The following is a 17,096-nucleotide window of genomic DNA, read 5'->3' as shown; positions in this document are numbered from 1 at the left end:
GGAAACTCCAAGAAAGATCCGCGGAGGGCTCTCCGCGGATCTTCGCTTGGCTGCGAGCCGGGCCTAGAAAATATGAATGTTCGCGGCCGCCGGCACGCCGGTGCTCAGATGGGCCAGATCCACCTTGTCGGACCCGGTGCCATTCGCCGAGTACCAGAGTTCGTGCGTGTTATTGTTGAAGAAGAACTTGTTCGTGCTTCCGCTTTCGTTCCAGGCGCTTGCGCTGTTTTCGGTACCGTTGGTGGCTGCCGATGACGTGAACTGAGCGGCCGTAACGGTGTTTGAAGCGCCGAGCGGAAGGTTCAGACCGGCCACGTCGAGAAGGAGCAAGTCACCGCTGTTGAAATCAGTGATGATATCGTGGCTGTAATTGAGGACAAATTTATCGTCCCCGCCATTGCCCGTGAGCGTAGCGCTGGTTTTTCCAGCGATAAGGACATCATTGCCGGCCGTGCCCATGAGAGTCGTGCTGCCATTGATGTCGATGTTGATCGTGCTGTGCGCCATGTCGCCGTCGCTATCAATCGTCGACACGTTGAAGCTCAGGTTCTCGGAGAGATTCGTGGTCGACTCGACTCCGACGCTGACCAGGTCGACCTTGCCGCTACCCGTCACGTCCGTGAACTGGACCGTGTAGAGCTGCAAGCCCGCCGGTGCCGCCGGCGTCGACCATTCGTGTGCAACCGAGGCATGCGTGGAAGGGTCGAAATCACCGGACACCGATACGATGGAGGCCGTGTTCACGCCGTCCCAATAGGAGACGACGTAATGGATGTCGTCGCCGCCCTTGTAGTTGGAGAACGTGTAGTTCGCGACAGATTCCGGTCCGGGCGGATGGAATGATGCATTGCCTTGCGGACTGGCGCTTGCGGTGTCCGTGAAATCGAACAGCAGCTTCTCGTTTACATTGAAGCCGTTGTTGCCGACGCCCCAACCAGGGGTAGAGCCGTTCACTTCACCTTGAGAACCGTCGGAGGCCGTGCCCGAAATGACTGCCAGTTGATGGGCGCCCGAAGCAAGAACGTACTCTGTGGAAGGTCCAGTGCCGAATGATGTTGCGCCGCCGACGTTCTCGACCGTCGTCGTGGTGAATGGCTGAAGCAATGTGAACAAGTATTGGTCGGTCGAGGGATCCAGGTTCAACGTGAATATATCATTCGCTGCCGACGGGGCCGCACCGATATAGGCCGTCAAGTTCAGTCCGAATGCGTCGATGGCGTAGTGCACGGCCTGGCCATCGAACATCAGGCCGGCCGGCGCTGTATTTCCGGCCAGGCTGAAGACATATTCGCCGAAACCATCGGCGCCCGAGTACACGGCTATGTTGCCAAGCACGGACAGGCCCCCCTGATCCGGCATGATGCCATGCTCGATCGTGCCGAATTGCGGCACGTCGTCGATCACCGTGACTGCGATCGATGACGCAGCCGATGCCGTCACCGTGTCGCCGTCGGTGTCGGTGGCCTGGATCACCGCGCCGAAGTTGATCGCCAGCGTGTTCTCCACTGCCGTTCCCGCCGGCGGCGGTGCGTGGTCGAGATGGGAGGCCAGCGTAAAGGTATAGGCGCCGGTGGTCTCGTTCAGCGTCAGCGTGAACACCGTGGTTGCGCCCGCCGTCGCCGTCAGCGTCTCGATACCGGACGCAACCGTCACCGTATAGGTCAGCGCCACGCCGCCCGACTTCAGGTCCTGCGCCGTCAGGCTCGAGATGTCCGCCGAGAACGAGTAATGCAGTGGTGCATCCGCGCCGGCAAGGAACAGCGCCGACACGTTGCCACTCGCCGTTGCCGGCGCAGCCGCCACCTCGCCCGGCGCCAGCGCGCCAGGCAGCGAGTCCTCATCCACCGTCCCGCTCAGCACCGTTGACGTCGCTACCGGCGCGTCGTTCTCGATCGTCACCGAGGCGCCATTGTCGATCACGACCTTGTCGCCGTCGGTGTCAGTCGCCGTGAACACGCTGTTCAGGTTCAGCGTCGTCGTGTTCGCATCGCCGGTGCCGTTGTCGACGTGGTTGACCAGCGTGAAGGTGAACGCGTCGTCCGAGGTCCCAAAGGTGCCGTCGCCGCCGGCGGTCTGCACCAGCTTGAACACCACCTGCCCGTTGTTCGGGCCACCGCTCACCACGCCGTCCATCTCGTGGGCGCCATTAGCCTTCCACACGATGTCGTACGCCGTGCCGCCGAACACCGCCGTCTGCGTCAGCCCGGTATTGGTGCCCGCGATCGTGCCGTTGAAGCCGATCACCACCGGCACATCCGCACCCGCGTTGACCAGGCCCTGGATTTGGGCACCGGTGAATGACGCCGTCGTCGTCAGCGGCGAGCCCGCATCCAGATTGCCGCCGGGCAGCATGTCTTCCGCAACCCCGACCGTCACGGTCGCCGCGTTCTGCGTCGGCGCGTCGTTCTGGATCGTCACCGAGGCGCCGTCGTCGATCACGACCTTGTCGCCGTCGGTGTCAGTCGCCGTGAACACGCTGTTCAGGTTCAGCGTCGTCGTGTTCGCATCGCCGGTGCCGTTGTCGACGTGGTTGACCAGCGTGAAAGTGAACGCGTCGTCTGAGGTCCCAAAGGTGCCGTCGCCGCCGGCGGTCTGCACCAGCTTGAACACCACCTGCCCGTTGTTCGGGCCACCGCTCACCACGCCGTCCATCTCGTGGGCGCCATTAGCCTTCCACACGATGTCGTACGCCGTGCCACCGAACACCGCCGTCTGCGTCAGACCGGTGTTGGTGCCCGCGATCGTGCCGTTGAAGCCGATCACCACCGGCGCGTCCGCACCAGCACTCACCAGGCCCTGGATCTGCGCCCCGGTGAACGACGCCGTCGTTGTCAGCGGCGAGCCGGCATCCAGATTGCCGCCGGGCAGCATGTCTTCCGCGACGGCAATCGTCACGGTCACCGCGTTCTGCTTCGGCGCGTCGTTCTGGATCGTCACCGAGGCGCCGTCGTCGATCACGACCTTGTCGCCGTCGGTATCGGTCGCCGTGAACACATTGTTCAGGTTCAGCGTCGTCGTGTTCGCATCGCCGGTGCCGTTGTCGACGTGGTTGACCAGCGTGAAAGTGAACGCGTCGTCTGAGGTCCCAAAGGTGCCGTCGCCGCCGGCGGTCTGCACCAGCTTGAACACCACCTGCCCGTTGTTCGGGCCACCGCTCACCACGCCGTCCATCTCGTGGGCGCCGTTGGCGGCCCACTTGATGTTGTACGCCGTGCCGCCAAACACCGCCGTCTGCGTCAGACCGGTGTTGGTGCCCGCGATCGCGCCGTTGAAGCCGATCACCACCGGCGCGTCCGCACCGGCACTCACCAGGCCCTGGATCTCCGCACCGGTGAACGACGCCGTCGTCGTCAGCGGCGAGCCGACATCCTGGTTGCCGCCGGGCAATGCGTCTTCCGCGACCGCAATCGTCACGCAGCAGCCGTTCTGGGTCGGCGCGTCATTCTGGATCGTCACCGAAGCGCCAGCATCGATCACGACCTTGTCGCCGTCGGTATCGGTCGCCGTGAACACACTGGCAAGACTGAGCGTTGCCGTCTTGGTCTCGCCGGTGCCGTTGTCGACGTGGTTGATCAGCGTGAAGGTGAAGGCGTCGTCCGAGGTCCCGAAGGTGCCGTCGCCGCCGGCGGTCTGCACCAGCTTGAACACCACCTGCCCGTTGTTCGGGCCACCGCTCACCACGCCGTCCATCTCGTGGACGCCATTAGCCTTCCACACGATGTCGTACGCCGTGCCACCGAACACCGCCGTCTGCGTCAGACCGGTGTTGGTGCCCGCGATCGCGCCGTTGAAGCCGATCACCACCGGCGCATCCGCACCCGCGTTGACCAGACCCTGGATCTGCGCCCCGGTGAACGACGCCGTCGTCGTCAGCGGCGAGCCCGCATCCAGATTGCCGCCGGGCAGCATGTCTTCCGCGACCGCCGCCGTCACCGTATTGGCGTTCTGCGTCGGCACGTCGTTCTGGATCGTCACCGCGATGTTGCCGCCGAGCGCGACCTGGTCGCCGTCGGTGTCGGTGGCGACGAAGACGTTCGCCAGGCTCAGGTCCTTGCTCGAGGTGTCGGAGCCGCCATTGTCGATGTGCTCCAGCAGCGTGAACGTGAAGGTGCCGTTGCCGTTGTCGGTCAGCGTGAACACCACGTCGCCGGCCTTCGGACCGCCCGCCACCACGCCCTCGAGATGCGTCGCGTCGATGTACTTCCAGTTGATCGCCTCGGCCACGCCGCCGAACTGCAGCGTCTGCGTCAGGCCCGTCGAGGTCCCGTCGATCGCCGCCGCGCTGTTGAACGCGAACACCAGCGTCGGCGAGTCGGCCCCGCCCAGCACCAGCGACTGCAGGTCCGCAACCGTGATCGTCGCCGTGGTCGGCGGCGCCGCCGGATTGTCGGTGGCGGAGTTGCCGTTCGCCAGGTGATCCTCGCCGACCACATAGTCGACCGGCTTGGCCGCGGGATTGTACAGCGGCACGTCGTTCTGGATCGTCACCGCGATGTTGCCGCCAAGCGCAACCTGGTCGCCGTCGGTGTCGGTGGCGACGAAGACGTTCGCCAGGCTCAGGTCCTTGCTCGAGGTGTCGGAGCCGCCATTGTCGATGTGCTCCAGCAGCGTGAACGTGAAGGTGCCGTTGCCGTTGTCGGTCAGCGTGAACACCACGTCGCCGGCCTTCGGACCGGCCGCCACCACGCCCTCGAGATGCGTCGCGTCGATATACTTCCAGTTGATCGCCTCGGCCACGCCGCCGAACTGCAGCGTCTGCGTCAGGCCCGTCGAGGTCCCGTCGATCGCCGCCGCGCTGTTGAACGCGAACACCAGCGTCGGCGAGTCGGCCCCGCCCAGCACCAGCGACTGCAGGTCCGCAACCGTGATCGTCGCCGTGGTCGGCGGCGCCGCCGGATTGTCGGTGGCGGAGTTGCCGTTCGCCAGGTGATCCTCGCCGACCACATAGTCGACCGGCTTGGCCGCGGGATTGTACAGCGGCACGTCGTTCTGGATCGTCACCGCGATGTTGCCGCCAAGCGCAACCTGGTCGCCGTCGGTGTCGGTGGCGACGAAGACGTTCGCCAGGCTCAGGTCCTTGCTCGAGGTGTCGGAGCCGCCATTGTCGATGTGCTCCAGCAGCGTGAACGTGAAGGTGCCGTTGCCGTTGTCGGTCAGCGTGAACACCACGTCGCCGGCCTTCGGACCGCCCGCCACCACGCCCTCGAGATGCGTCGCGTCGATGTACTTCCAGTTGATCGCCTCGGCCACGCCGCCGAACTGCAGCGTCTGCGTCAGGCCCGTCGAGGTCCCGTCGATCGCCGCCGCGCTGTTGAACGCGAACACCAGCGTCGGCGAGTCGGCCCCGCCCAGCACCAGCGACTGCAGGTCCGCAACCGTGATCGTCGCCGTGGTCGGCGGCGCCGCCGGATTGTCGGTGGCGGAGTTGCCGTTCGCCAGGTGATCCTCGCCGACCACATAGTCGACCGGCTTGGCCGCGGGATTGTACAGCGGCACGTCGTTCTGGATCGTCACCGCGGCGCCATTGTCGATCACAATGACGTCGCCGTCGGTATCGGTCGCCTTGAACACGTTGTTCAGGTTCAAGGTCGTGGTGTTGGTCTCGCCGGTGCCGTTGTCGACGTGCTCCAGCAGCGTGAAGGTGAACGTGTCGTCCGCTGTCCCGAAGGTGCCGTCACCACCGGCGCTCTGCACCAGCTTGAACACCAGCTGCCCGTTGTTCGGGCCGCCGCTCACCACGCCGTCCATCTCATGAGCGCCGTTGGCGGCCCACACGATGTTGTACGCCGTGCCACCGAACACCGCCGTCTGCGTCAGACCGGTATTGGTGCCTGCGATCGCGCCGTTGAATCCGATCAGCACCGGCGTATCCGCGCCCGCGCTTACCAGGCCCTGGATCTGCGCACCGGTGAACGACGCCTCCGTCGTCAGCGTCGAGCCCTTATCCGGGTTGCCGCCGGGCAGCGTGTCTTCCGCAACCGCAATCGCGACGGTCGCCGCGTTCTGGGTCGGCGCGTCGTTCTGGATCGTCACCGTCGCGCCATTGTCGATCACGACGCTATCGCCGTCCGCGTCCGTCGCCGTGAACACGTTGTTCAGGTTCAGCGTGGTCGTATTGGTTTCGCCGATGCCGTTGTCGACATGCTCCAGCAGCGTGAAGGCGAAGTCCCCGCCCGCCGTCTTGACCAGCGTGAACACCTTGTCGCCGTTGTTCGGACCGCCCGAGACGATGCCGTCGATCTCGGTGGCGCTGACATAGCTCCACACGATCTTGAACGCCGTGCCGCCGAACACCGCGGTCTGGGTCAGGCCGGTGTCGACGCCGTTGATCGCGGTGTTGAAGCTGATCGTAATCGGCGCATCCGCGCCGCTATTGACCAGGCTGGCAATGGTGGCCCCGCTAAACGTCGCCGTCGTTGTCAGCGGCGAGCCGGGATCCAGATTGCCGCCGGGCAGCGTGTCTTCCGCAACCGCAATCGCGGCCGTCGTCGCATTGTTGACCGGACCATCGTCGAGAATCGTCAGCTGCGAGCCGATGTCGACGCTCGCACTTGCCGTCTGGCCGATATTGTCCGTCACCGTCGCGGTCAGTGTGACCAGACCGAATGCCAGCGAAATCCCTTCATTGAAGTCGCCAGCTGTTCCCTCATGAACGGCACGCAGATCCGTCAGCGTCACATGGCCGGTGGCATCAACCGCGATCGTGAAGACAAGATCGCCGCCGATGGCGGTTCGCCCTTCCACGACACCGGCCGCATTGACCGTCAGCAGGACGTGCTGACCGGTCGCGGAATCGATCAGGCCGGAGTCCTCGTTCGGTGAAGCGATGGACAGCGCATAGGTCAGCGATTGCTGCCCGCCCGGCGCATTGATGTTGAACGTCACCTGAACGGTCGCGACCGTTGTCCCCGCAGGGCCCAGTCCCGAGCCGGCGACGCCAAGGTTGGTCGCAGCCGTCAGGAAGCTCTCGTCGACGATCAGCGACGGCACGAGGCCGCCGGAAATCGTGGGAGCGAGCGCGGTAGTTGTCTGCGGAAGATTGGTGCCGGTCGGCTGCGTGGTCGTGAAACCCGGCAGATCTTCCGGCGGCGCCAGTTGATTGGTGGGGACGGGATCCAGCGGATCAACCGCGAACGGGCTGAAGTACGCACCGCTCGCCTGCGCATTGCCGTTCGAATTGCCGCCATTGTCGGCCGCCGGCAACACGGAGCCATCCGTGCTGATCGGAAACAGACTTGCGAATTCCTGGACCGAGACGTCGCGGCCGGGCGCCATCTCGATCGTGATGTTGTTCTGCCCATCCGCGCGGGAGTCGAAGAACGGCTCAACCGTGACGGTCGACTGGTTGTCAAACAGAATAATCAGCTTTTCGCCGATATGAACCAGCGTAATCTTTTCGTTGGCGATCGACGAAAAGTCGACCTTGGCCTTCTGGTCGTATCCAAGATTGACGACGACGGCCTGATCGGTCAGCGGCTTGGTCAGTTTGTAGATTCGTACGGGAGCCGAATTGGTGGAATTGCTGACGCCGGTAGCCTGAGCCACCTGAAACGATCCTTGCATTATCAGCTCCGCAAAATGCGTTTAGAGGAAAAATTGTAGAAAAATTTAGTTTTAGGCTATTGTTAACCCTCCGCCTGGTCAAGAAATCTATTTGGTTAATCAATGCTTTCCCTGCGAGTGTGGTAAAGACCGAACAGGCCGGGGCTGCAAGAACAACGGCTTAGGCGGTTCGATCGGCCGAAGGGCAGTATTTGCCCGGGGCCTGTTCGTCCTGCCGGCGATTTCGGAGCGGTCGATGCGGGTGATTCTTCTTCGGGCGTGTGCCGCCGTCTTGATTTGGGACTCTTTCGGCGCGGTGGCCGCGCAAGCCCCTCAGCAGCCAGTCCCGCAGGAGACCACGATCGAGCGCCAGTTTCGGGCCCTGCCGAACCGGGACACCCAGATCGGCCTCTATCTCAATGTGCAGCCCGATTGCACGTCAGGGCCGCTGCCGACCATCCGGCTGGTCACGCCGCCGGCCGTCGGAAAGGTTGTGGTGAAATCGGCGAAGGCCAAGGCGACCAATTATAAGGCCTGCCTTGCGCTCGAGGTGCCCGCCTATGTCGCCTTCTACAAGGCGCCGCCGGAATTCCTCGGCGACGATGCCCTGACCATCGAGGTCAAGTACCAGGGCGGCCGCACCGAGATTCAGAAGATCACCGTCAAGGTGAGCGGGCCAGGCGGCCAGCAAAAGATCTGATCGCGCCGCGCACGGGCGAGATTGAACGGCCCTGCGACGAGGCGCACCGACATCCAAATCGCTATGGGATAAACATCGCCTTAGAGCGGCTCGCCTTTAGCCGACTCCAGCTCGCCATCGTGCGAGACCTCGCTCGGTGCGGCGGCCGGCCGGCTGAGCGCAGCCCGGTCCTCGTGGCAATCGCTGATTCGGCGGGCCACCACCCGGTCCATCCGCGGCGCCCGGCCGTGGACTTCGTTGACCTCGGTATAGGCCTCATCGCTCAGAACCGTAATGACGGTGCTGACCGGTCCCAGATAGTCGCACCGGTTGGAGAAGACGTATCTGTTGTTCACCTTCTCCGGCCTTGAAGAATGGCAATTTCCGATCGAAGGCGACGAGAAGGTTGCCTTCATCGCCTGGGTCGGGTCGACGCAGCGCGTCATCTCGCGCTCGAGCAGCTTTTGCCGACCGTTCGATGGCGACACGAGCTCCAGCGTCCGCACGAACCGCCACATCCCTTTCCGGAAGGTCGGCCCGCTGAAGCTTTCCTCGGCCGCCATGCTGGGCGAGGTAAGCAGGGACACGGCAAGCGCGGTCACAACGCCAAGCGCGCATGCGAAGACCTTCGACTGCCCGAAGCCCTCACGCGACATCATTTGTTGAATCCTTATCGGCTGCACGCTGCGCATTGCGAGACTTCACTTGAAACACGCCCAACCTCAATTCATTCCAGAACACTTCGCGTTAAGGTCGAGTAAATATTCGCCCTTTTGGTTGAGCTTCTCCGCGCCCAAATGCTCGCCCCTGCGCAAGGCAAGATCAAGGCCGACCGCGGAAAACCTGCTCCGGAGAAATACGGTCGAACCCAAGTCCGCTGCGCCGGGCCTGCGCGCCCGGGCCTCCGACGGACTGAACGGTCGGGCTGATCGCCGCCTAGTGCTGCAAACGCGCCGCTGCTGATTTGTCGGAGTTCGCGGTGCCGCCATCGTCGCAGTCGCCGATCCTCGTCGCGACGATCATATCGGATCTCGGATGCTCGCCCGTGCTGACCTCGTTCAACTCGGTGTAGGCCTCATCGCTGCGCACGCTAATGACGGTGCTGACCGTGCCCATGTAATCGCATCGGTGCCCGAAAGTGTATTGATTGCCGACCTTCTCAGGCTTGTCCGAGACGCAGCTTCCGACCGGTTCTGGCGAGAAGGTTGCCTTCATGGCGTGGGTTGGGTCGACACAGCGTGTCGTCTCCGCGTTGACCACGCGATACTTGAAGTTCTTGTTCGCGGACCTGGCGACATCGAGCGTACGCACAAAGCGCCACAAGCCCTTGCGAAAGCTCGGGCCGGAAAAGGTTTGATCGTCCTGACCGGGCCGGACCGCCGCGGCCCGGCCGTTCGCCGGTTGCGCAGACGGCTCTTGCGCTTGCGCCATCAGGGACGATGCGGAGACGATCATCAGGGTGAGTAGCGAACCCGCAATGGCACCACGGTAGTTCATTCCCACCCCCGATGCTGGCCCAAAACCTGTTCGCGATGCGATCCGGTCAGGCTCTGAAACTGTCCCAGAAACCACCCAAGTACCCGTCACCACTTGCAAGCCAATTGTGGCCAGTAAAGGCGCGTTGTCGCGGCCGGACAGCCTTCAGCTCAATTCCGTTCCACTGCAGCAAACTTGCAACACCCGGCGCTCCAACCCTGTGTCTGCCTCCGACGCAGGTTGTCCGTAGCGGGTGAAGATGTCGTGTTTTTGTAGCTCGTGATCTGTCGCCTTCGTTTTGGAGTTTTAGGCGCCCCCGGAAGGCGTGGACGGGTGCGCCGAGTTTGTCATGCCATGGATAGAGGGGTCTGGTCAGCCCTGCGGGTCGGTTTCTTTGTTCGATTTGAAGCCCGTTTCTCCGTCCCGACCCGCGCTTTCTCGACGGCGGCGCGCGCAGGAGCGGTCAAGGACGCGCGCTTGCGCGCCCGCCAGGGCTTGTCCTTGACGGCTCCGAGCACGCTGCCAGGCTGAGGCGCGTCGGGGCTGAGCTGCTGTCCGTCAGGCGCAAACCTTGCCAATCGATGCGGGCCAAAGAACACGCTGAGGGTGCCATCGGGATACTCATGCACTCGCACCAAGGCCCTGACGAAGTGAGGCCTGAGCCGGCTCTGCGGCAGCTGCAGCCGCCGACCGTTCCATGCAACGGTATTGTCGTTGGCGACGGTTCGCTCCTCGATCACGCACAGCGCCTCGCGCCAGGCCTCGTGGCGGTCGGCCACGAAGGCGGTGCCTTGCTGTTCGGCCTTGATCGCAAATGCGGCGTTGTGCTCGGCGATGTAATGCGCCTTCAACCACGCATTGGCGGCTTCGACCGTCCTGATCCCGGCGAGCCGCAGCTCCTTTGGCAGGCGGTCCTGCAGCGTACCAAACAGCCGCTCGGAGCGCCCGCGCGCCTGCGGCGAATAGGCCGCAATATGCTCGATCCCAAGATGCGATAAAGCCCGTCCCACCTGGGTTTGTTGCGTCTTCGAGACCTTCTCGCCAGCTTTTGGGGTAAGGAAATAATGGCTGCCGCGATCGGTGTAGAGCGCACAGAACAAGCCACGCTCGCCAATCACTTCGCGCAAGGCCTGGAACGTCGAGGTCGTGCCTTCTTCCTCGACCAGCAGCATCGAGTAGACCTCACTGGTCGCATCGTCCATCGTCACGATCAGGTCCATCGCCGGCAGATCCTCGATCCAGACGTGGCGCGACCCGTCCTGGTGCAACAGCATCCCCGGCAGCGGCCGGCGTGGGCGCTTCTTGCGGTGCGCCGAACGCTTCGGCGCCTTCCGTACCAGGCCCGCCGCCTGCAGGGCGAGCTTCGTCACCGTATAGCCCAGCATATAGTCATGCCGCTTTTGCAGCTGCTCGTGGAAGTGCTTCACCGTGAAGTCCGCGTACTTGTCCCGGAACAGTCCCAGCATCCGCTTCCAGTTCTTCCTCTGGAGCCCGCCGCGGCGATCGCCGTCCCATGCGTCGGTCGACCAGCCCCTCATCGCCCTCCGCCTCATAACGCTCCGCCCAGCGTTGGAAGGTCCGAACACTGATCCCGAGAACCTCCGCAGCAGCCTCCTGCGTCAGTTCCCTCGCCTCCGTCCGTTCCAGCAAATCTGAAAACCGCATCCGTCGTACACCCTCGTGAATGGATGCCGTGCCCATCGTGCCCCCCTCGTTCCGGGGCACCGAAAACACGACACTTCACGAGCTACAAACAGGCGACAGATCACGAGCTACTGACACTGCCTCCGACGCAGGTTTGACCTAGGAAGCTTTTTTTGCTCATTTAGCGTGAGATATTTTCCTCAATTACTTAGCGTATCGCTGGACGAGGGGGCACTGATGCGTATTCGGTTTCGCTACGTGGTCGCAGGCATTTTGGCTCTCGGTGCAACGCTGTCAGGCAATTCACGGCCGGCCGCGGCCGCGGATCTCGGCCTGGTCACGAAAGCACCGGTCGGCACCTGCTCCGAGATCGTCTTCACCTGCCAGAACGGCCACCAGTATCCGCTGTGCCCGCGCGCGGTGTCGGTCGAGGGCGAAGTGGTCACGGCCTCACTGCTCACCGGCCGCGGCGGCGTCCATGTACGGCACGTTCCGATGGGCGTGGGATATCGCTATGCCGGTCGCGGCATCTGGCTGGACGGCTTCCGGGAAAACGCGCTCCTCAACTTCGGCAAGCACCACCAGGTGGCCTGCACCATCGCGCACTGATCAGAGCGTTTTCGTCTAACGCTCACTCCGCGTCGTCCCCATTTTGGCGGACGCGGAGCAGGTCAGGCAGCAGGGCTGATGCTCAGCCCTTGGCGCGGAGCACGGCGCGCGACGACCGCGAGAACATGTAAGCTTTCGGATAGACGTAGACCGGGCAGTAATCCTGCCACTGATAGAGCTGCCAATTCCATTTCCAGCAGCCCGAGTCGATCTGAGGCTCCCGTATGTAGTCCAGCCGGTACGGCGGATCGCCAAACGGATAGTCGCCGCATCGCGCCGCGGTCGACGACAGAACGACGATTGAAGCGGCCGCGGCAATGATCACAGAAAATGACTTGCTCATAACGCCCTCGATCGAATGACGTGACGGCGCAAAGAGTGCCAAATCCACCGGGCCTTATCAAGGTGCCGGCCGCCACACCTCGACGCCAATCGACCGTTCTAGACCGCGCGATTCTGCGTCGGCGAGCGGCCGCCGCCATCGGCGACCAGCACCGCCCCGGTCACGAACGACGCCTCGCCGGAGGCCAGGAACAGGCAGCACGCGGCAATCTCGGCAGGCTCGGCCATCCGCCCCAAGGCGATCCGGCGTTCGACACTGCTGAACTCGACCTCCGGCGTGGTGCCATTCTGGTCCGCGAGCAATTGCATCTCATAGGCACTCATCGGCGTCCGCACCCAGCCGGGCGCGACGGCGTTGGCGCGGATGCCGTCGGCGCCATGCGCGTAGGCCAGCGACCGCGTATAGGCGACGACACCCGCCTTGCTCGCGGCGTAACTTGCACTATCCGGGCTCGCATTGAACGCGGCCACGGAGGCGACGTTGACGATCGCGCCGCCGCGCTGCCGGAGCAGCGGCAAGGATGCGCGACAGACCCGCATGGTCCCCGTGAGATTGACGTCGAGCGTCCTGGCCCAGACCTCGTCGGAGACGCTTGCGGGGTGATCCGGCACGATCAGCCCGGCGGCGTTGACGACGATGTCGAGCCACGCGCCGCAGGCGGTGACGGCCTTGGCGACGTCGTCCGGCCGGGTGACGTCGCCATGGACCGCCTGCCCTCCGCACTCGGCGGCCGCGGCCTGAAGCTCGACCTCACCAAGGCCGAACAGCACGACGCGCGCGCCGCTCAATGCCAGCAGCGCGGCGGTGGCCCGGCCGATCCCGGTGGCTGCGCCCGTCACCAGCGCCGTCTTTCCGTCCAGCCGCGGCATCAGAGCATGATCCGGAAAAGTGGAAACCGGTTTTCCGAAAAGATCATGCTCATATCTAGACTCCCCACTGCCGTTCGACGGCAAACCCGGTCTCCGGCAGCGTCGAGCCGCCGTCGACGACGATGGTCTGCCCGGTGACGTATCCGGCTTCGCTCGAGGCGAGATAGAGCATCGCGCAGGCGATGTCGTCGGCGCTCCCCATATGCCCCATCGGAATGAAGCGTTCGAGCTTCGCCTTGTTCTCCGGCGCGCTCATGGTGCCGCGGCCCGGCTTCTCGATGAAGCCGGCCTCGACGCCATTGACCGTGATGCCGTCGCGCGCCAGCTCGAACGCGGCGCCGCGGATGAACGCGTTGACGCCGGCTTTCGCCGCGGAGTAATGCGCGCCGCCGCCCATCGCGACGCGCGCGGAGACCGAGGATGTCACGAGGATGCGCCCGACGCCGATCGCGCGCATATGCGGAACGGCGGCCTGCGCAAGCCAGATGCTGGCGTTCAGGTTCAGCGCCAGCGTCTCGTCGAGCTTGGCTTCATCGAGTTCTTCCAGCGAGGCCCACGGACAACCGCCGGCATTGTGCACGACGATGTCGAGCCGTCCATGTTTGCCAGCGACACCGTCGACCATTGCACGCAAGCTGGCGCGATCGAGCCGGTCGAACGGGACGCAATGCGCCGTCCGTCCATCCGCCACCAGCTCGCGCGCCAGTGCCTCGGCCACATCAGGCGTCCGGTTGGCGATCACCACGGTCGCGCCGGCTTGCGCCAGCCGGGTCACGGTGGCCGCGCCGATCCCCCGTCCGCCCCCGGTGACGATGGCAACCCGACCGTCGAGATTGAACGGAAGCACCGCCATCAGATTGCTCCCGCTCCTCGCAGCAGATCGATGAAGCTCGCAAACGCCGCGGTGTGCCTGTCCACGTCCCGCGCCGATGTTGCCGGACACATCAAGAGCATAGTGTGGAACGGGGTCACCAGAATGCCCTCGTTCATGTAGAACGCATGCAGCAGGGTTTCGAGATCGGGTTGCCGGCCCGCGATGACGTCGGCGCCGCTGCGCGGCGGGTGCGGCATGAACATGATCTCGGCGCGCGCACCGATTTGCGTGACATGCCAGGGCAGACCGGCCGCCTCGATCAGCCGGCGCGCCTCCCGCGCGAGCCACGTCGCCGTTCCGATCATCCGCTCGTAATTTGCTGAGGTCAGCACCTTCTCCAGCACCGCGCGCATGGTCGCGACCGTCAGCGCGTTGCCGGCGAGCGTGCCGCCGAAGCCAAGATGCGCCGACTGCCGCTCGCGCGGGTTGACGTGGGGGACGAGTTTCCAGAGCCGCTCGGCGATTTCGTGGGCAAGGCCGAACACGCCGGCGGGAATGCCGCCCGCGATCGCCTTGCCGGCAACGAAGATATCGGGCTCGAGCCCATGGCTCCCGGTGTAGCCGCCCGGCCCGCAGGACAGCGTGTGGGTCTCGTCGATGATGAGCACGGTGCCGGCGCGGCGGGTCAGGTCGCGCAGCGCCCCGTGAAAACCAGGATCGACCGGGATCATGCCGAAATTCGTCATCAGCGGCTCGGCCAACACGCAGGCGACGTCGCCCTGCGCCAGCGCCGCCTCGAGTGCTGCGAGATCGTTGAACTCGACCACCCGGCTCACTGCGTCATGATCGATGCCGTTGGGATGGATCATGTTGCGCAGGCCGACCCGCCCGTCGCGGATCTCGACATGCGCCTCCTCGACGCCGCCATGGTAGCAGCCGGAGAACACCAGCACCTTGCGCCGGCCGGTGATCATGCGCGCGATCCGGATCGCGGCGCGGTTGGCGTCGGTCGCCGACGTCGTCAGGGTCCAGTATTTCGGACCGAAGCGGCGCGACAGCTCGGCGCCGACCCAGAGACTGTCCGCCGTCGGCAGCATCATGGTCGCGCCACGCTTGAGCTGCGCGAGTGCGGCCTCCGTCACCGCCTCGGGCGCGTGGCCGCACATGCCGCCGGTATCGCCGAGACAGAAATCGATATAGTCGCGGCCGTCGATGTCCCGGATATGTGCACCCTGCGCCTGCTCGACATAGACGGGAAAGCCGCCGGCCCAGCGCCGCATCCAGTGCGACGGGCCGCCGTAAAGATAGTGCTGCCTGCCTTGCTGCCAGGCCGCGGCCGAGCGCGGATGCAGCGCCCGGAATCGCTCCTGCTCGGCATCGAGCAATCGGTTGAGAACGCCGGTGCGTTCGGCGGCCAGAGATGTCATAGCGCGATCCAGGCGGTCTTGAGGTCGGTGTAGGCGTCGAGGGCGTGGAGCGACTTGTCGCGCCCGAAGCCGGATTGCTTGAAGCCGCCGAGCGGTACCGTGATGTCGGCGCCGCCATAGGCGTTGACGTGCACGACGCCGGCCCTGATGGCGCGCACCATGCGGTGCGCCGTTGACAGGGCGCCGGTCCACACCGCCGACGCCAATCCATAGGGCGTCGCATTGGCAAGCGCTGTGGCATCTTCCTCGCCATCGAACCGCGTGACCGACAGCACCGGGCCGAACACCTCCTCGCGCCAGACCTCCATCGACGGCGTCACCTCGGCGAGGATCGCGGGCGCCATGAAGTTGCCGCCGCTCTCGGCGCGGATCTGCTCGCCGCCGATCAGCCGCTTCGCGCCCTGCGCTTCTGCGCGGGCAACGGCGTCGAGATTCTTGCGCAGCTGCGCCTTGCTCGAAATGGCGCCGATATCAGAGGTCAATTCGAGGGGGTCGCCAACCCTGAGCTTGGCGGTAGCGTCGAGCAGCTCAGCCACGAAGCGATCATAGATCGATGACTGCACCAGCAGCCGCGAGCCGGCGACACAGACCTGGCCGGAGTTGCGGAAGATGCCGTTAGCCGAGACCTTGGCCGCGTGCCTGATGTCTGGCACATCGGCGAACACGATATTGGGCGACTTGCCGCCGAGCTCGAGGTGGACGCGCTTCAGGTTCGATCGCGCCGAGCATTCCAAGAGCCGCCGGCCAACCGCGCCTGAGCCGGTGAAGGCGAGCACGTCGACATCCATGTGCAGCGCGAGCGCCTCGCCGGCCGATGCGCCGCGGCCGGTGACGACATTGAGCACACCGTCCGGCAGGCCTGCTTCCGTCGCGAGTTCGGCAAGCCGCAACAGCGTCAGCGACGCCAGCTCCGGCGGCTTGACCACGACCGAATTGCCGGCGGCGAGCGCGGGACCGATCTTCCACGCGCCGATCATCAATGGGAAATTCCAGGGAACGATCACGCCGACGACGCCGAGCGGCTCGCGATGCACCAGCCCGAGCACGTCACCCGAGGTCGGCGCGATTTCGCCATACACCTTGTCGATCGCCTCGGCGTAGTACCTGACAGTACCGGCCGCCGACAGCGGTTCGGCCTTGTAGGCCATGCCGATCTCGGTGCCGTTGTCGCGCACACCGAGCACCGCGATCTCGAGCGCGTGCTGCTCAATGAGCTCGGCGAACCGCAGCAGCACCTTCTTGCGCTGCGCGGGCGCCGCACGCGACCAGCTGCCCTGCTCGAAGGCCTGTCGCGCGTGCCTCACCGCAAGGTCGACATCGGCCGCATCGCCGTCAGCAATGGTCGTCAGCAGCCGGCCGTCGATCGGCGACACGACATCGAGCCGCGCCTCGCTGACCGCCTGCACCGGCCGGCCGCCGATGAAGAGTTGCTGGGCCGGAATTGCGGCCGATCGGATTAGATCGATCTGGGCTTGCTGCATGCGAGATCATTGCGACGGTGACAATATGCGGCTCACGAGTAAGGACCGCTGGCATTGTGCAATCCTCGCCAAATCAAGGCCTTGGCAGCAATCAACCGATAGGTGGATGTCATCGCGGCCACTGCACTCATAGCGTGATCGCACGATGGCCGAACGCCTTGCACGCTCGGTGCACACCAGTCGCCCATCATTCACGCCTGCCGGCGAGCACT

General features: G+C 64.6%; 12 protein-coding genes. 2 read left to right on the top strand and 10 right to left on the bottom strand.

Features of this window, described 5'->3' with window-relative positions:
* Positions 1 to 63 precede the first annotated feature (63 nt).
* Positions 64 to 7,545, bottom strand: a complete 7,482-nt coding sequence (locus ACVILL_RS28305) for a T1SS-143 repeat domain-containing protein (RefSeq protein ID WP_456732059.1) — start codon at positions 7,543 to 7,545, stop codon at positions 64 to 66.
* 253 nt (positions 7,546 to 7,798) lie between these two features.
* Here ACVILL_RS28305 and ACVILL_RS28300 point away from each other — a divergent pair, with 253 nt between their 5' ends.
* Entirely contained in the window at positions 7,799 to 8,242 is a 444-nt protein-coding gene (locus tag ACVILL_RS28300; RefSeq protein ID WP_456732058.1) for a hypothetical protein, read from the top strand.
* Positions 8,243 to 8,322: 80 nt separating this feature from the next.
* Here the strand turns inward: ACVILL_RS28300 and ACVILL_RS28295 are convergent, their stop codons facing one another.
* The 4 genes from ACVILL_RS28295 to ACVILL_RS28280 form a co-directional block, all read right to left on the bottom strand.
* Positions 8,323 to 8,913 carry a DUF3617 domain-containing protein gene (locus ACVILL_RS28295; RefSeq protein ID WP_456732057.1) on the bottom strand — a complete coding sequence of 197 codons (591 nt, stop codon included), beginning with the start codon at positions 8,911 to 8,913 and terminating at the stop codon, positions 8,323 to 8,325.
* Positions 8,914 to 9,157: 244 nt separating this feature from the next.
* Positions 9,158 to 9,718 carry a DUF3617 domain-containing protein gene (locus tag ACVILL_RS28290; RefSeq protein ID WP_456732056.1) on the bottom strand — a complete coding sequence of 187 codons (561 nt, stop codon included), beginning with the start codon at positions 9,716 to 9,718 and terminating at the stop codon, positions 9,158 to 9,160.
* Positions 9,719 to 10,044: 326 nt separating this feature from the next.
* Positions 10,045 to 11,163, bottom strand: coding sequence for an ISNCY family transposase (locus tag ACVILL_RS28285; RefSeq protein WP_456732055.1), 1,119 nt, complete (start codon positions 11,161 to 11,163; stop codon positions 10,045 to 10,047).
* On the bottom strand, positions 11,087 to 11,362 hold the full coding sequence (locus ACVILL_RS28280; protein ID WP_456734381.1) for a helix-turn-helix domain-containing protein: 276 nt from the start codon (positions 11,360 to 11,362) through the stop codon (positions 11,087 to 11,089). The genes ACVILL_RS28285 and ACVILL_RS28280 overlap by 77 nt, the downstream gene beginning before the upstream one ends.
* Before the next feature lie 216 nt (positions 11,363 to 11,578).
* Here ACVILL_RS28280 and ACVILL_RS28275 point away from each other — a divergent pair, with 216 nt between their 5' ends.
* Positions 11,579 to 11,950 (top strand): hypothetical protein, encoded by a 372-nt coding sequence (locus ACVILL_RS28275; protein ID WP_456732054.1) that lies wholly within the window; start codon positions 11,579 to 11,581, stop codon positions 11,948 to 11,950.
* An 82-nt stretch (positions 11,951 to 12,032) separates the two neighbouring features.
* Here the strand turns inward: ACVILL_RS28275 and ACVILL_RS28270 are convergent, their stop codons facing one another.
* The 5 genes from ACVILL_RS28270 to ACVILL_RS28250 form a co-directional block, all read right to left on the bottom strand.
* Positions 12,033 to 12,293 (bottom strand): hypothetical protein, encoded by a 261-nt coding sequence (locus ACVILL_RS28270; RefSeq protein WP_456732053.1) that lies wholly within the window; start codon positions 12,291 to 12,293, stop codon positions 12,033 to 12,035.
* A gap of 98 nt (positions 12,294 to 12,391) precedes the next feature.
* Positions 12,392 to 13,162, bottom strand: a complete 771-nt coding sequence (locus ACVILL_RS28265; RefSeq protein WP_456732052.1) for an SDR family NAD(P)-dependent oxidoreductase — start codon at positions 13,160 to 13,162, stop codon at positions 12,392 to 12,394.
* A gap of 55 nt (positions 13,163 to 13,217) precedes the next feature.
* Positions 13,218 to 14,015, bottom strand: a complete 798-nt coding sequence (locus ACVILL_RS28260; RefSeq protein ID WP_456732051.1) for an SDR family NAD(P)-dependent oxidoreductase — start codon at positions 14,013 to 14,015, stop codon at positions 13,218 to 13,220.
* On the bottom strand, positions 14,015 to 15,403 hold the full coding sequence (locus ACVILL_RS28255; RefSeq protein ID WP_456732050.1) for a transaminase: 1,389 nt from the start codon (positions 15,401 to 15,403) through the stop codon (positions 14,015 to 14,017). The genes ACVILL_RS28260 and ACVILL_RS28255 overlap by 1 nt, the downstream gene beginning before the upstream one ends.
* Positions 15,400 to 16,884 carry an aldehyde dehydrogenase gene (locus ACVILL_RS28250; protein ID WP_456732049.1) on the bottom strand — a complete coding sequence of 495 codons (1,485 nt, stop codon included), beginning with the start codon at positions 16,882 to 16,884 and terminating at the stop codon, positions 15,400 to 15,402. Before ACVILL_RS28250 ends, ACVILL_RS28255 begins: the two co-directional genes overlap by 4 nt.
* Between the last annotated feature and the right edge of the window lie 212 nt (positions 16,885 to 17,096).

This window comes from Bradyrhizobium sp. USDA 3364 (genome assembly GCF_054056355.1).
The sequence above is the reverse complement of the archived record's forward strand: the minus strand, read 5'-3'. Positions and strand labels throughout refer to the sequence as shown.

Excerpts from the sequence above, each read along its gene's own strand:
- ACVILL_RS28300 (WP_456732058.1), top strand. The coding sequence starts at position 7,799 with ATGCGGGTGATTCTTCTTCGGGCGTGTGCCGCCGTCTTGATTTGGGAC.
- ACVILL_RS28295 (WP_456732057.1), bottom strand. The coding sequence starts at position 8,913 with ATGCGCAGCGTGCAGCCGATAAGGATTCAACAAATGATGTCGCGTGAG.
- ACVILL_RS28290 (WP_456732056.1), bottom strand. The coding sequence starts at position 9,718 with ATGAACTACCGTGGTGCCATTGCGGGTTCGCTACTCACCCTGATGATC.
- ACVILL_RS28285 (WP_456732055.1), bottom strand. The coding sequence starts at position 11,163 with ATGCTGGGACTGTTCCGGGACAAGTACGCGGACTTCACGGTGAAGCAC.
- ACVILL_RS28280 (WP_456734381.1), bottom strand. The coding sequence starts at position 11,362 with ATGCGGTTTTCAGATTTGCTGGAACGGACGGAGGCGAGGGAACTGACG.
- ACVILL_RS28275 (WP_456732054.1), top strand. The coding sequence starts at position 11,579 with ATGCGTATTCGGTTTCGCTACGTGGTCGCAGGCATTTTGGCTCTCGGT.
- ACVILL_RS28270 (WP_456732053.1), bottom strand. The coding sequence starts at position 12,293 with ATGAGCAAGTCATTTTCTGTGATCATTGCCGCGGCCGCTTCAATCGTC.
- ACVILL_RS28265 (WP_456732052.1), bottom strand. The coding sequence starts at position 13,162 with ATGCCGCGGCTGGACGGAAAGACGGCGCTGGTGACGGGCGCAGCCACC.
- ACVILL_RS28260 (WP_456732051.1), bottom strand. The coding sequence starts at position 14,015 with ATGGCGGTGCTTCCGTTCAATCTCGACGGTCGGGTTGCCATCGTCACC.
- ACVILL_RS28255 (WP_456732050.1), bottom strand. The coding sequence starts at position 15,403 with ATGACATCTCTGGCCGCCGAACGCACCGGCGTTCTCAACCGATTGCTC.
- ACVILL_RS28250 (WP_456732049.1), bottom strand. The coding sequence starts at position 16,884 with ATGCAGCAAGCCCAGATCGATCTAATCCGATCGGCCGCAATTCCGGCC.